13 protein-coding genes are annotated in these 14,063 nt (G+C 73.6%); 7 read left to right on the top strand and 6 right to left on the bottom strand.

Annotated features, from left to right (window positions below):
* Nucleotides 1-7 precede the first annotated feature (7 nt).
* From INN71_RS10140 to INN71_RS10120, 5 genes are all read right to left on the bottom strand, one after another.
* On the bottom strand, nt 8-2,023 hold the full coding sequence (locus tag INN71_RS10140; RefSeq protein ID WP_277498357.1) for an ATP-binding protein: 2,016 nt from the start codon (nt 2,021-2,023) through the stop codon (nt 8-10).
* A gap of 27 nt (nt 2,024-2,050) precedes the next feature.
* Complete coding sequence (locus INN71_RS10135) at nt 2,051-3,142, bottom strand: TrkA family potassium uptake protein (RefSeq protein ID WP_277498271.1); 1,092 nt, start codon at nt 3,140-3,142, stop codon at nt 2,051-2,053.
* Nucleotides 3,143-3,151: 9 nt separating this feature from the next.
* The gene (locus INN71_RS10130; protein WP_277498270.1) at nt 3,152-3,523 is read right to left on the bottom strand and encodes a hypothetical protein; all 372 of its coding nucleotides are present in this window, start codon (nt 3,521-3,523) and stop codon (nt 3,152-3,154) included.
* A 5-nt stretch (nt 3,524-3,528) separates the two neighbouring features.
* Nucleotides 3,529-4,485 carry a YihY/virulence factor BrkB family protein gene (locus INN71_RS10125; protein WP_277498269.1) on the bottom strand — a complete coding sequence of 319 codons (957 nt, stop codon included), beginning with the start codon at nt 4,483-4,485 and terminating at the stop codon, nt 3,529-3,531.
* Between the two features lie 127 nt (nt 4,486-4,612).
* Nucleotides 4,613-6,055, bottom strand: a complete 1,443-nt coding sequence (locus INN71_RS10120; protein WP_301800195.1) for a cation:dicarboxylase symporter family transporter — start codon at nt 6,053-6,055, stop codon at nt 4,613-4,615.
* 121 nt (nt 6,056-6,176) lie between these two features.
* On the opposite strand from INN71_RS10120, the gene INN71_RS10115 reads away from it, so the two are divergent.
* The 3 genes from INN71_RS10115 to INN71_RS10105 are packed head-to-tail and all read left to right on the top strand — an operon-like array spanning nt 6,177 to nt 8,514.
* Complete coding sequence (locus INN71_RS10115) at nt 6,177-6,392, top strand: hypothetical protein (protein ID WP_277498361.1); 216 nt, start codon at nt 6,177-6,179, stop codon at nt 6,390-6,392.
* Nucleotides 6,359-7,843: a sensor histidine kinase gene (locus INN71_RS10110; RefSeq protein WP_277498356.1), complete on the top strand. Its 1,485-nt coding sequence runs from the start codon at nt 6,359-6,361 to the stop codon at nt 7,841-7,843. The genes INN71_RS10115 and INN71_RS10110 overlap by 34 nt, the downstream gene beginning before the upstream one ends.
* The gene (locus tag INN71_RS10105; RefSeq protein ID WP_277498267.1) at nt 7,840-8,514 is read left to right on the top strand and encodes a response regulator; all 675 of its coding nucleotides are present in this window, start codon (nt 7,840-7,842) and stop codon (nt 8,512-8,514) included. The genes INN71_RS10110 and INN71_RS10105 overlap by 4 nt, the downstream gene beginning before the upstream one ends.
* A gap of 156 nt (nt 8,515-8,670) precedes the next feature.
* Here INN71_RS10105 and INN71_RS10100 read toward each other — a convergent pair whose 3' ends face one another.
* Nucleotides 8,671-10,230: a glycine hydroxymethyltransferase gene (locus INN71_RS10100; protein ID WP_301800193.1), complete on the bottom strand. Its 1,560-nt coding sequence runs from the start codon at nt 10,228-10,230 to the stop codon at nt 8,671-8,673.
* Nucleotides 10,231-10,522: 292 nt separating this feature from the next.
* Between INN71_RS10100 and INN71_RS10095 the strand changes: the two genes are divergently transcribed.
* The 4 genes from INN71_RS10095 to INN71_RS10080 all read left to right on the top strand — a co-directional run bounded on the left by INN71_RS10095 (nt 10,523) and on the right by INN71_RS10080 (nt 14,060).
* Nucleotides 10,523-12,256: a nitrite/sulfite reductase gene (locus INN71_RS10095; protein WP_277498265.1), complete on the top strand. Its 1,734-nt coding sequence runs from the start codon at nt 10,523-10,525 to the stop codon at nt 12,254-12,256.
* Nucleotides 12,249-12,452 carry a hypothetical protein gene (locus INN71_RS10090; protein ID WP_277498264.1) on the top strand — a complete coding sequence of 68 codons (204 nt, stop codon included), beginning with the start codon at nt 12,249-12,251 and terminating at the stop codon, nt 12,450-12,452. Before INN71_RS10095 ends, INN71_RS10090 begins: the two co-directional genes overlap by 8 nt.
* Entirely contained in the window at nt 12,449-13,189 is a 741-nt protein-coding gene (locus tag INN71_RS10085) for a phosphoadenylyl-sulfate reductase (RefSeq protein WP_277498263.1), read from the top strand. The genes INN71_RS10090 and INN71_RS10085 overlap by 4 nt, the downstream gene beginning before the upstream one ends.
* 127 nt (nt 13,190-13,316) lie before the next feature.
* Nucleotides 13,317-14,060 carry a sirohydrochlorin chelatase gene (locus INN71_RS10080; protein ID WP_277498261.1) on the top strand — a complete coding sequence of 248 codons (744 nt, stop codon included), beginning with the start codon at nt 13,317-13,319 and terminating at the stop codon, nt 14,058-14,060.
* Nucleotides 14,061-14,063 lie beyond the last annotated feature (3 nt).

Genomic DNA, 14,063 nt, shown 5'->3' with positions numbered 1-14,063 from the left:
GCCCGCGTCAGGGAGTGGTCGCGCCCGGACCGGGGGTCTCGGCAGCGGGGAGCAGCACCTCGATGCGGGTACCCCGGCCCGCGGGGTTGTCGCTCACCGTGATCGTGCCGCCGTGGCGGTCTACGATGCGGCGGCAGATGGCCAGGCCGAGCCCGGTGCCGGAGTACACCGACCCGGCGTGGGCCCGGTAGAACTGCTGGAACACCAGGTCCTTGGCCTCGTCGGGGATGCCCACGCCGTTGTCCGTGACGCGCACCGCGACCATGCCGTCGCCGGCCGCCTCGCCGTCGACCCGCACGTGGGCGACCTCGCCGGGCACGACGTACTTCAGCGCGTTGCCGACGAGGTTCTCCAGCAGCTGGCGCAGCATCGCGGCGTCGCCGTGCACGCGCGGCGCCGGGCCCACCTCGACGCGGTCGGCGGCGTCGCGACCCGCGACCACCTCGTCGGCGAGCACCGCGACGTCGACGTCCTCCAGGTCCAGGGCGGCGTCGCGGCTCGTGGCGTGCTGCAGGAGGTGGCGGATGAGGCTCTGCATCCGGCCCGACGCCGTGCGGACCTTGTCGACCGTCTGCTCGACCGTCCGGCGCGGCGGCACGCCCCCCTCCTCCAGCTCGTCGGCCAGCACCTCGATCCAGCCGTCGACCACGGCCAGCGGGTTCTTCAGGTCGTGCGCCACGACGCCCGCGAACGCGGTCAGCTCGCGACGCTGCAGCTCCTGCTGCGTGACGTCACGGACCACCATCACCGCCCGGGGCGGCAGCGCGGCGGAGCGCGGGAGCGGGGTGGCCGCGACCTCGATGAAGACGTCGGCGTCGTCGGCCGGCAGACGCAGCACGTAGCTGCCCCGCACGTCCTCGCCGTCGAGCGCCCGCCGGTAGGGCATCTGGTCGACGGAGAGCACCCGGCCCGCGGCGTCGCGGACCGAGGACGACTCGTCCCGGGGCTCCAGGCTGCCGGCGGCGGGGTTGCGCAGCACGACCGCCCCGTCGCCCTCCACCACCAGCACGCCCTCGTGCATCGTGTCGATGATGGTGCGCAGCAGGTCGGTCTGCTCCAGCGCGGCCGCCTCGGCACGACGTACGTCGAGCAGCAGCGCGCGACGCTCGTCGCGCCCGACCCCCAGGACCAACCCGGACACGATGACCACGCACACGAAGAGCTGGGCGAGCACCGCACCCACGCGCGGGTCCAGGGCACCGGCGAACGGACCGTGGTCGGCGAGCGTCACGAGCACGACCGTGATGCCCGCACCGACGCCGTGCGCGGCCGCCACGGCCGTGGGGAAGCGGAGGGCCGCCCAGGCCGTGACGACGAGCAGCGGGAACGCGAGGGGCAGGCCCTCGGGCAGGAAGGCAGCCAGGTAGAGCAGGGCGGTGACCACCAGTAGCGCCACCAGCTCGAGACGTCCGCCCTCGTCGGACGCGCGCGGGCGACGCACGGCGACGGCACGGCCGATGACGAGCAGCGGGGGCACCACGAAGATGCCGCCGGCCAGGCCGCGGCCGAGGAGCAGGCCGAGACCGACCAGGTCGGGCGCGTCCCCCTCGATCGCGAGGCCGAGGGCGGCGACGGCACCGCCCACCACTCCCCCGACCACCACGGCGCCGACCACCCGGGCCATGGCGGCGACGCTGCCGACGGGCTCGTCACCGCCGGCGACGCCCCAGGTGCGGGGGCTCCAGCGCCGCAGCAGCACCACGCTGAGCACCACCTGCACCATCGCGCCCGCCACGAGGGCCGCGGCCGGCGCCGGGGGAAGACCGGTCACGATCGACACCGCGGCGAGGCACACCAGCAGCAGGCCCCAGTCGGGGCTGCGCCACCCCGCGTCCCGCGACAGCATCCACAGCACCGCGAAGCCCGTCGACGGCACGACCAGGGACGGCGCCCCGGGCTCGACGGCCGTGAGCCTCCCCAGCAGGGTGAGGCCCGCGACGACCGTCGCCCAGGCGAGCGCCCACGGCCACGACAACGGCCAGGTGGGTGCCGGGCGCCGCCCGGCGACGGCGGGCTGCCCCATCACGAGTCCCCCCTCACGAGTCCCCCGTCACGCGTCCGTCGAGGCGGCTTCGCCGTGGGTGCCGGGACGGGGGGCCCACGGCAGCTCCTGCGCGGGCCGGACCACGATGAGGTGGTCGCCCCGCGCCAGCTGCGTCACGACCGGGTCGAAGTAGCGGTAGACGCGCTCGTCGCGGACGACCGCGATGACCTGGTCGGGCAGCGACTGCGGCTGCTTGCCGACCTCGGTGACGAGCAGCTCGCGCTCGGCGACCTCGAGCCCGTCGCCGTACGTCAGCAGGTCCTCCATCACGGTGCCCAGGGCGGGCGAGAGCGAGGAGAGGCCGAGGAGGCGGCCCACGGCGTCGGACGAGGTGATGACGGAGTCGGCGCCGCTCTGCTTCATCAGCGGCACGTTCTCCTGCTCGCGGACCGCGGTGACGATGAACGCCTCGGGGTTGAGCTGGCGCACGGTCAGGGTCGCGAGCACGTTCGTGTCGTCACGGTCGGTGGTGATGACGACCTGGGAGGCCTCGGCGACCCGCGCGCGGCGCAGGACCTCGCGCCGGGTGGCGTCGCCGACGACGATCGCCAGCCCGTCGGCGTGCGCGTCGTCCATCGCGACCTGGCGCGGGTCGACGACCACCACCTGCTCGCGCGACCAGCCGTTGCGCACCAGCGTGTCGACCGCCCGGCGCCCCTTCGTGCCGTAGCCGACGACCACCACGTGCTGAGCCATGCGCTTCCTCCAACGGTTGACCCGGAACATCTCGCGTCCCTGGGACGCCAGCACCTCCAGGGTGGTGCCGATGAGGAGCACCAGGAACCCGACGCGCGCGGGGGTGATGATGATCGCGTTCACGAGCCGGGCGCCCGCGCTGACCGGCGCGATGTCGCCGTAGCCGGTCGTGCTGAGCGTGACGGTCGTGTAGTAGAACGCGTCGAGCAGGCCGACGCGCTTCGTGGGGTCGTTGTTGTCGACGTACCCCTCGCGGTCCAGGTAGACGAGGAGCACCGTGCCCAGCAGGATCGCCGCCGCCGCGCCCAGGCGCTTGGACAGCTCGAACCAGGGGGAGCGCTGCCGGTCCGGGAGGGCGACGCGGCCGCGGGAGGTGCCCTCGGGCTGCTGAGGGTCGCTCACCGGGTCAACCTAATCGACCACGTCGCCGTAGATGAGCACGTTGGCCGAGCCACGCTCGCCCGAGGGCGGGTCGTCGGTCACCTGCACCCAGAAGCGGAAGGTCGTGCCCTCGGCGGGGTCGCCCGCGTCCGGCGGGCGCATCCACTGCCCGCACAGCTCGGCGTCCTCGCCGTCGCCCTCGACGTCGTCGGCGGCCTCGGTGTCCACCAGCGCCTCGCCCCGCAGGCAGAGCTCGCTGGACGACGGGGCGAAGGAGACGACCTCGGCCGTGCCGACCTCGGGGTCCTCGGCCGTCACCACGACGCCGAGGAGGTACCCGCCGGCGACGCAGAGCACGGCACCGAGCCAGACCACGGGCTTCGGCATGTTCACGTTGGCCACGGGCGTCAGTCTCCCACGGGTGCTCCGGGCTGCCGTCGCGGCCGCAGCAGCAGGGCGAGCTCGCGGCGGGCGGCCGCCGTCGTGCTCTGCGGCACGAGGCGGTCGAGCGCGGCGTTCAGGGCGGCGCCGACGAGCACCGCGATGGCCAGCAGGTAGAGCCACAGCAGCACGTAGATGGGCGCGGCCAGCGGCCCGAAGATCGAGCGCGACTCCGCGGCGGTCGCCGCCAGCCCCCAGCGCAGCACGCCCGAGCCCAGGATCCAGAGGGCCAGCGTCAGGACCGCCCCCGGCAGGTTCATCCGCCACCGGGTGCGCACGGGCACGGCGACGTGGTGGAGCGTCGCGAGGAAGCAGGTCCCCAGCACGAGCACGGTCGGCCAGTAGAAGCCCAGCAGCACCTCGAGCCGCGACGGCGTCACGGACGTCAGGAACGTGGGGCCCGCCACGACGAGCGGGATCATCACCGCCCCGATGACCAGGCCCAGCAGGTAGAGGCCGAACGACAGCGCCCGCGTGGCGATGATCCCGCGCCGCCCGCCGAGCCCGTGCATGATCGTGATGGTGTCGACGAAGACGTGCAGGGCCCGGGAGCCCGACCACAGGGCGAGCACGAAGCCGACGGACACGACGTCGAAGCGACCGCCCTCGAGCACGTCGTCGATGGTCGGCACGACGACACGGTCGACCGCGGTGTCGGTCAGTGCCCGGGACGCCAGCTCGACCACGAAGTCCCGCACCTGGCCGACCTCGCCGGCCGAGAGGTGCTCGGAGACGTAGCCGATCGAGCCCGTCAGCGCGAACACCAGGGGCGGCACCGACAGCAGCGCGAAGAACGCGGCCTCGGCCGCCAGCCCCGTCACCCGGAACTGCAGGCACGACGCCGCCGTCGCCCGCGCGACCCGCCCCAGCAGCCGCAGGGCCCGACGGGCGACCGCCCGGCGGGAGGGGTTCGGGGGCGTCACCGCGCCACCGTAACGACCGGCGACCGTGCGGCCCCCGGGACACGCGAGGCCCGGACCGCGGGGTGGGCGGTCCGGGCCGGTACGGCGACGCGCGGGGTGGGCGGGCCGGTGCGGGTCGAGCGGGTCGTCAGCGCGCGGCGAGCCGGTCGTCGGTGACGGCGTCCTTGGACAGGGCGACCTGGTGGTCGGCCTTGGCGTTCGCGGCGACGGCCTCGGCGTGGTCGACGGCACCGTGGCCGTGGTCGTGGCCGTGCTCGTCGAGCATCGTCTCCTCGTCGAAGGGGAGGCGACCCGAGACGGCGGCGTCGAACTTCTCGCGGTCGAACCCGCCGGTCCAGTGGCCGATGAGGACGGTGGCGACGGCGTTGCCGGCGAAGTTGGTGACGGCGCGGGCCTCGGACATGAAGCGGTCGATGCCGACGATGAGGCCGACGCCGTCCACCATCTCCGGGCGGTGCGAGCTGAGGCCGCCGGCGAGGGTGGCGAGGCCGGCTCCGGTGACGCCCGCGGCACCCTTGGACGCGATCATCATGAACAGCAGGAGGGAGACCTGGTCGCCGATGCTCAGCGGGTCGCCGAGCGCGGAGGCGATGAAGAGCGACGCCATGGTGAGGTAGATCGCGGTGCCGTCGAGGTTGAACGAGTAGCCGGTCGGCACGACGACGCCCACGGTCGGCTTGTCGACGCCGGCGTGCTCCATCTTGGCGATGAGGCGGGGCAGGGCCGACTCGGACGACGAGGTCGACACGATGAGCAGGAACTCGCGGCCCAGGTACTTCAGCAGCGTGAAGATGTTGATGCCGGTGCTGACCTTGAGCAGGGCGCCGAGCACCACGAAGACGAAGATGGCGCAGGTGGCGTAGAAGCCCAGCATGAGCACCGCCAGGCTCTTGAGGGCACCGGCCCCGGTCGCACCGACGACGGCGGCGATCGCGGCGAAGGCGCCGATCGGGGCGGCCCACATGATCATCGCCAGCACGCGGAAGACGAGGCGCTGGACGTGGCCGACACCGGTCAGGATCGGCTCGCCGGCGCGGCCCATGGCCTGCAGCGCGAAGCCCACGAGGAGGGCGACGAAGAGGGTCTGCAGCACCGAGCCGGAGGTCAGGGACGAGACCAGCGAGGTCGGGATGATGCTCAGCAGGAAGTCCGCGGTGGTGGCGTGGCCGGCCTTCTCGGCGTACTCCGCGCCCGACGCGGCGACGGAGTCGTTGACCCGCAGCCCCTCACCCGGGTGCACCAGGTTGCCGACGACCAGGCCGATGCCGAGCGCGAACGTCGACATGGTGATGAAGTAGGCGAGCGCGAGGCCGCCGACCTTGCCCACCTGCGCGGCGCTGCGGATGGAGCCGACGCCGAGCACGATCGTGCAGAAGATGACCGGCTGGATCATCATCTTGATGAGCGCCACGAACGCCTTGCCGATCGGCTCCAGCTCGACGGCGAAGCTCGGGGCGAGGATGCCCACCGCGATGCCCAGGGCCACCGCGACGATCACGGCGATGTAGAGGAAGTGGGTGCGCGCCTTGCGGCGCACGGGCGCCTGGCCCGCCGTCGTGCTGCTGCTCATCAACTGCTCCTCGTGCTCGGGTCCCGCTGCGCCGGGGGACGACCGTCACACTGTGGGCCGCGCTGTGAGCCGGGTCACCGTTGTGGTCGTTGTGTTCGCGGTCACGACCTGCACGTGCGGCATGATCGTCCCCGTGGTACGACCCGGTGAGCGACGCGAGTGGTCCGTCGCGGGGCAGGTGCTCACCCTGCAGGTGGTGCTGGTCCTCGTGCTGGTGGCGACCGCGGTGACGCTCGCGCTGGTCGACGCCCGCGCCGACACCGCGACGACGCGGCCGACCGCGCGCTCGCCGTCGCCGAGTCCCTGGCCGACTCCCCCGCCCTCGCCGCGGCGGTGACCGGACCCGACCCGTCGCGCGGCCTGCAGGCGTGGGCCACCGAGGTCGAGGAGGACACCGACGTCGACTTCGTCGTCGTGATGGACACCGACCGCACCCGCTTCACCCACCCCGACCCCGCGCAGGTGGGCCGGCGCTTCGTGGGCGACATCGAGCCCGCGCTGGCGGGCAGGCCCTTCACGCAGGAGTACGTCGGCACGCTCGGCCCGTCGGTGCGCGCGGTCGTGCCGGTGTTCGCCGCGGACGGGGCCGCCGACGGGGCCGAGGGGGCGGACGGGGCCGACGGGGCGCGGCCCGTCGTGGCGCTGGTCTCCGTCGGCGTGAGCATCGACCGGATCTCCGACGCCGTCCGGGCCGCGCTCGTGCGCGTCACGGTCGCCGCCTCCGTGGTGCTCCTCGTCGGCTTGGCGGGGGCCGCACTGGTGGCGCGCCGGCTGCGCCGGCAGACCCACGGCCTGGGCGAGCGCGAGATGACCCGCATGTACGAGTACTACGCCGCCGTGCTCGGGGCCGTGCGCGAGGGGCTGCTGCTCGTCGACGTCGACGGCCGGGTCACCCTCGTCAACGACGAGGCCCGCCGCCTCCTCGACCTGCCCGCCGACGGGGTCGTCGGCACCCCGCTGCGCGATCTCGGGCTGCCGCCGGGACTGGTCGCGGCGGTGGCCGCGGGCCGGGCGAGCAGCGACGACCTCTACGTGAGCGGTGACAAGGTGCTCGTCGTGAGCTCCTCCCCCGCCTCGTGGGCCGACGCCACCGTGGGCGCGGTGGTCACCCTGCGCGACCGCACCGACCTGCAGGCGGTCACCGGCGAGCTCGACGTCGTGCGCGCGCTGGGCGACTTCCTGCGCGCCCAGAACCACGAGGCCGCCAACCGTCTCCACACCGTCGTGTCCCTCGTCGAGATGGGCCGCGTCGAGGAGGCCGTCGACTTCGCCACCGAGGAGCTGCAGGTGGCGCAGCTGCTGACCGACCGGGTCGTCGCCGCCACCGGCGACCCCGTGCTGGCGGCGCTGCTGCTGGGCAAGACCGCGGAGGCCGCCGAGCGCGGCATCGACCTGCGGATCGAGGGCGCGGTGCCCGCCGACGTGCTCGTGCCGCACCGCGACATCGTCACCGTGGTCGGCAACCTCGTCGACAACGCGCTGGACGCCGTCGCCGCGAGCGGGGTGCGCACCGTGCGGGTGACGTTCTCCCCCGGGCCCGACCGGCTGCGCGTGCTCGTCGAGGACGCCGGCCCGGGCCTGAGCCCCGCGGACGCCGCCCGCGCCTTCGAGCGCGGCTGGACCACCAAGGCCACGGCCGAGGGCACCGGCGGGCGCGGCATCGGGCTGGCGCTGGTGGCGCAGGTGGCCCGCCGGCACGGCGGCGACGTCGTCGTCGGCTCCTCCGACCTCGGGGGCGCCGCGTTCACCGTCGACCTGCGGGCGGACGCGGGGGTGGCGGCGCCGTGAGCGTGCGGGTGCTGGTCGTCGAGGACGAGGCCACCGCGGCGCAGGCGCACGCGTCGTACGTCGAGCGGCTGCCCGGCTTCGAGGTGGTGGGGGTGGCCCGCTCGGCGGGCGAGGCGGCGCGGACGCTGTCGCGCGAGCCGGTCGACCTCGTGCTGCTCGACATGCACCTGCCCGACGGGCACGGTCTGGGGCTGGTGCGCAGCATGCGCGCCGCCGGCCACCTCTGCGACGTCATCGCCGTCACCTCGGCCCGCGACGTCGAGGTCGTGCGACAGGCGGTCGCCCACGGCGTGGTGCTCTACCTGCTGAAGCCGTTCACCTTCCCGACCTTCCGGGCCAAGCTCGAGCAGTACGCCGCCTACCGCGCCAGCCTGCTGGACTCCGCGGAGATCGCCCAGGAGGAGGTGGACGGGCTCCTCGGGTCCCTGCGGGCGCCCACGGCCGGCACGGTGCCGAAGGGGATGAGCGCCGAGACCCTGCGCGAGGTGACCCAGGCCGTGCGCGGCGCCGGTCGCGGCGTGTCCGCGACCAAGGTGGCCGAGCTGGTGGGGGCCTCGCGCGTCACGGTGCGCCGCTACCTCGAGCACCTCGCCGACGCGGGGCGCCTCGAGCGGGCGCCGCGGTACGGCGGCACCGGGCGCCCCGAGGTCGAGTACCGCTGGCGCAGCTGAGTCACCCGGGTGGCGGGTTCCCCGGTGCACCGGGGAACCCGCCACTTCCGGGTGGAAGCTTCCCGCCGGAAGTGGCGGGTTGCGGCGTCAAGTGTCGCCCCGAGGCAAGAACGGGCCGGTACGGCGGCGCGAGCGGGCCGGCGTACCCCCTGCGGATCAGGACAGCTCGAGACCCGGGTAGAGCGGGAACTTGTCGAGCATCTCCGCGGAGGCCGCCTTGGTGCGGTCGGCGACGCCGTCCTCGGTGACGTAGGTGGCCTTCGAGGGACCGCCGGTCTTGGTGGTGCCGGGCTGCGTGCGGCTGAGCACGTCGACCACGAGCTCGGCGACGCGGTCGAACTCGTCCTGGCCGAAGCCGCGGGTGGTCAGCGCCGGGGTGCCGAAGCGGATGCCGGAGGTGTACCAGGCGCCGTTCGGGTCCCCGGGCACCGAGTTGCGGTTCGTCACGACGCCCGCGTCGAGCAGCGCCGACTCGGCCTGGCGGCCGGTGAGGCCGAAGCCCGTGACGTCGAGGAGCACGAGGTGGTTGTCGGTGCCGCCCGTCACGAGCTTCGCGCCCCGACTGAGGAAGCCCTCCGCGAGCGACTGCGCGTTGTCGGCGACCTGCTTGGCGTAGGTGGCGAACTCCGGACGGCGCGCCTCGGCCAGCGCCACGGCCTTGGCGGCCATCACGTGCGAGAGCGGGCCACCGAGCACCATCGGGCAGCCGCGGTCGACGCTCGGGGCGTACTCCTCCGTGGCCAGCACCATGCCGCCGCGCGGACCGCGCAGCGACTTGTGGGTCGTGGTGGTGACGACGTGGGCGTGGGGCACGGGGTTCTCGTCGCCCGTGAACACCTTGCCGGCGACGAGCCCGGCGAAGTGCGCCATGTCGACCATGAGGGTGGCGCCGACCTCGTCGGCGATCTCGCGCATCTTGGCGAAGTTCACCCGCCGCGGGTACGCCGAGTACCCGGCGACGAGCACGAGCGGCTTGAACTCCTTGGCGCGGGCGCGGACGACGTCGTAGTCGAGCAGGCCCGTCTCCGGGTCCGTGCCGTACTGCTGCTGGTGGAACATCTTGCCCGAGATGTTCGGGCGGAAGCCGTGGGTGAGGTGGCCGCCGGCGTCGAGGCTCATGCCGAGCAGGCGCTGGTTGCCGAGCTCGTTGCGCAGGCGCTCCCAGTCGGCCTCGGTGAGGTCGTTGACGTTCTTCGCGCCGGCCTCCTCCAGCCACGGCCCCTCGACGCGGTGGGCGAGGATCGACCAGAACGCGACGAGGTTCGCGTCGATGCCGGAGTGCGGCTGGGCGTACGCGTACTCGGCGCCGAACAGCTCCCGGGCGTGCTCGGCGGCGAGGGACTCGACGGTGTCGACGTTCTGGCAACCGGCGTAGAAGCGGTGACCGACCGTGCCCTCGGCGTACTTGTCGCTCAGCCAGGTGCCCATGGTGAGCAGCACGGCGGGCGACGCGTAGTTCTCGGAGGCGATGAGCTTGAGCGAGCTGCGCTGGTCGGCGAGCTCGGCGCGGGTCGCGTCCGCGATGCGGGGCTCCACCGAGGCGATGACCTCGAGAGCCTGGGAGTACGCACTGCTGATGAGGGCATCGGTCATGGACGCCAATGTAGTGAGGGCGCGCCGCAGCCGTCGATTTCGCGTCGTACGACGCGCAGCCCGCTGTGACCTGTGCCTCACGGGCGCCCGATCCGCCCTGCTGGCGCGGGGGTCCGTCCGCATCCTGGACAGCGTTCCCACATCATGAGATTCGTGGTTGTGGGACGCGTTCCGCCAGTTGAGACTCCTGTCCATGGTCACTGCTGCGACGCACGCGTACCTCGTGGTTCGACGCCACGTGGACCTCATGCGCACGCGCAGCATGATGTGTTGGCCGTCCTGACGTCCTCATCCGTCGGCCTCGCCGACGACGCACCGACCCGACCCACGTCGAGGTCGCAGGACCCGGCCGACGACCGTCCCCCGACGGCGACCTGATACCTGCGATCCCGCATCCCCGCGAAGGATCCTGGCTGTGAGCACCCCGGCAACCCCCGCCCAGCGCCGCCCCGCCGCGCCCCGCCGCAAGCGCGGCGAGGGCCAGTGGGCGCTCGGCTACACGGAGCCGTTGAACAAGAACGAGCAGTCCAAGAAGGACGACAACCCGCTCAACGTGCGGGCGCGCATCATCAACATCTACTCCAAGCGCGGCTTCGACTCGATCGACCCGGCCGACCTGCGCGGCCGCTTCCGCTGGATGGGTCTCTACACCCAGCGGGCCCCGGGCTTCGACGGCGGCAAGACCGCCACGCTCGAGGAGGAGGAGCTCGACGACCGCTACTTCATGATGCGCGTGCGCTCCGACGGCGCACTGCTCGGCGCCGACGCGCTGCGGGCGCTCGGCCGGGTCGGCACCGAGTTCGCCCGCGACACCGCGGACGTCACCGACCGGGCGAACATCCAGTACCACTGGATCCGCGTGGAGGACGTGCCGACGATCTGGGACATCCTCGACGCCTCCGGCCTCGACACCACCGAGGCGTGCGGCGACTCCCCCCGCCCGTTCCTCGGCTCCCCCGTCGCCGGCGTCGCCGCCGACGAGATCATCGACGGCACCGCGGCGCTCGAGGAGATCAAGCGGCGCTACATCGGCGACCCGGAGTTCTCGAACTTCCCCCGCAAGTTCAAGACGGCGCTGACCGGCCACCCCAGCCACGACGTCTCGCCCGAGACCAACGACGTGTCGTTCGTCGGCACGGTGCACCCCGAGCTGGGCCCGGGCTTCGACCTGTGGGTCGGCGGCGGGCTCTCGACGAACCCGATGCTCGCCCACAAGCTCGGCGTGTGGATAGCGCTCGACGACGTCCCGGACGTGTGGGCCGGCGTCGCGGGTGTCTTCCGCGACTACGGCTACCGCCGCCTGCGCTCCAAGGCCCGCCTGAAGTTCCTGCTGGCCGACTGGGGCCCGGAGAAGTTCCGCGAGGTGCTCGAGACGGAGTACCTGCACCGCACCCTCGTCGACAACCCGTCGCCCGAGGCGCCGGTGCGCCAGAGCGACCACGTCGGCGTGCACGCGCAGAAGGACGGCGCCTACTACGTCGGCCTCGCGCCGACGGTCGGGCGCATCTCCGGCACGGTGCTGACGGCGCTGGGCGACCTCGTCGAGCAGTACGGCGCGGCCGGCGCGCGGCTCACGGCGTACCAGAAGATCGTCGTCCTCGGCGTGGCGCCCGACGTCGTCGAGGACTTCGTCGCGGCGACGGAGGCCATCGGCCTCAGCGCGCGCCCCTCCAACTGGCGGCGCAACACGATGGCCTGCACGGGCATCGAGTACTGCAAGCTCGCGATCGTCGACACGAAGGACCGCAGCCGCGACCTCATCGCCTCGCTCGAGGAGCGCGTGCCCGACCTCGACGTGCCGATCACGGTCAACGTCAACGGCTGCCCCAACGCCTGCGCCCGCACCCAGGTCGCCGACTTCGGCCTCAAGGGCCAGCTCGTCCTGGACGACGACGGCCGCCAGGTCGAGGGCTTCCAGGTCCACCTCGGCGGCGCGACGGGCCTCAACTCGAACTTCGGCCGCAAGCTGCGGGCCCACAAGGTGACGAGCGCCGGGCTGGACGACTACATCACGGCGGTGGTGCAGGGCTACCTCGGCGACCGCACCGACGGCGAGAGCTTCGCCGACTGGGTGGTGCGCGCCGACGAGGCGCTCCTGCGCGGCGAGCCGGCCGAGCCCGCCCGGGAGCCGGAGGTGGCCGGTGTCTGAGCGCGCGGCGCCGTACCACTGCCCCTACTGCGCGGAGGAGGACCTCCGCCCGCACGAGACGACCGACCCCACGACGGGCGAGGTCACGTCCCCCGCCGGCGCCTGGGAATGCCGCAGCTGCCTGCGCGCCTTCTCCCTGCGCATGATCGGGCGCCTGCCGCGCCCGGCCGGCATCACGAAGGGAGCACCCGCATGATCGCCACCCAGGTGGCCCGCGCGAACCGCGGGAGCCAGACGGAGGGCCGCTCGTCGGAGGAGCTGCGCGAGATCGTCCAGCACGTCGGTGCCGAGCTCGAGCTCGCCCCGGCGGAGGACATCATCGAGTGGGCCTTCGCGACGTTCGGCGAGCGCTTCTGCCTGACGTCCTCCATGGGCGACGCGGTCCTGTCCCACCTCGCGGCGAAGGTCGCGCCGGGCATCGACGTCGTGTTCCTCGACACCGGCTACCACTTCGCCGAGACGATCGGCACGCGGGACGCGGTCGCGGCGACGATGGACGTCAACGTCATCACCATCGGCCCCACGCGCACCGTCGCCGAGCAGGACGCGGAGCACGGGCCCGAGCTCTACAAGCGCGATCCCGACCTGTGCTGCGCCCTGCGCAAGGTGGAGCCGCTGCGCTCCTCGCTCGACGGGTACGACGCGTGGGCCACCGGCCTGCGCCGCGCCGAGACCAGCAACCGCGTCATCGCCCCCGTCGTGGGGTGGGACGCGAAGAAGAAGAAGGTGAAGGTCTCCCCGATCGCGCGGTGGAGCGACGACGACGTCGAGCGCTACATCGAGGAGAACGGTGTGCTGGTGAACCCGCTGGCCTACGACGGCTACCCGTCCATCGGGTGCTGGCCGTGTACCCGACGGGTGGCCCCCGGCGACGACCCCCGGAGCGGTCGCTGGGCGGGCACCAACAAGACGGAGTGCGGCATCCACATGTGATGCCGGCCCACCGGCCGAGCACCCCCACCGCGACCACCCCACGGCGCGCCCCCGGGCACGGAGCGCGCCCCACCCCGCACCACCCCGCCCCCGGCCACCCCGGCCGGACCTCAGGAAGGAGGCCGTCATGGCCGCTCCTGCACTCATCGCCCTCGCCCACGGCAGCCGCGATCCCCGCTCCGCCGCCACCGTCCGCGCCCTCGTCGCCGAGGTGCGCGCGCAGCGCCCCGACCTCACGGTCGAGCCGGCGTTCCTCGAGCTGGCCCGCCCGGGCTTCCAGGACGTCGTCGACGACCTGGTGCGCGCGGGCCACGACGAGATCGTCGTCGTCCCCCTGCTCCTCTCCGACGCCTACCACGCGAAGGTCGACGTCCCCGCGGCCATCGCCGAGGCCGCGGCGCGCCACGAGGGGCTCGGCATCCGGGCCTCGGCCATCCTCGGGCTCGAGGCGGCGTTCCTGCAGGTGCTCGACGAGCGCCTGCGCGCGGCCTTGAGCTCGGCGCGGGTGCGCGAGCTCGACGCGCTCGTGCTGGCCGCCGCCGGCTCCAGCGACGCGCTGGCGAACCAGGCGGTGGCCCGCCTAGCCCGCGTCTGGGGTGCTCGTCACAAGCTGCCGGTCAGCGCCGCGTTCGCCTCGACCGCGCCGCCGGCGACCGGCGAGGCCGTGCGGGCGTTCCGCGGGGAGGGTCGCCGTCACATCGCGGTGGCCTCCCTGTTCCTCGCGCCGGGCATGCTGCCGGACCGCGCCGCCGAGCTGGCCCTCGAGGCCGGCGCCGTCGCGGTCTCCGAGCCGCTCGGCGCCCACCCCGAGGTGGCGCGCGTCGTCCTGGCCCGCTACGCCGTCGGCGCCGTGGAGCTCGTGCCCGTCTGAGCC

Origin of the sequence: Nocardioides sp. ChNu-153 (assembly GCF_030466625.1) — a bacterium.
GTDB lineage: Bacteria > Actinomycetota > Actinomycetes > Propionibacteriales > Nocardioidaceae > Nocardioides.
Note: the sequence above shows the minus strand (reverse complement) of the source record. Positions and strands in the feature narration are given on the sequence as shown.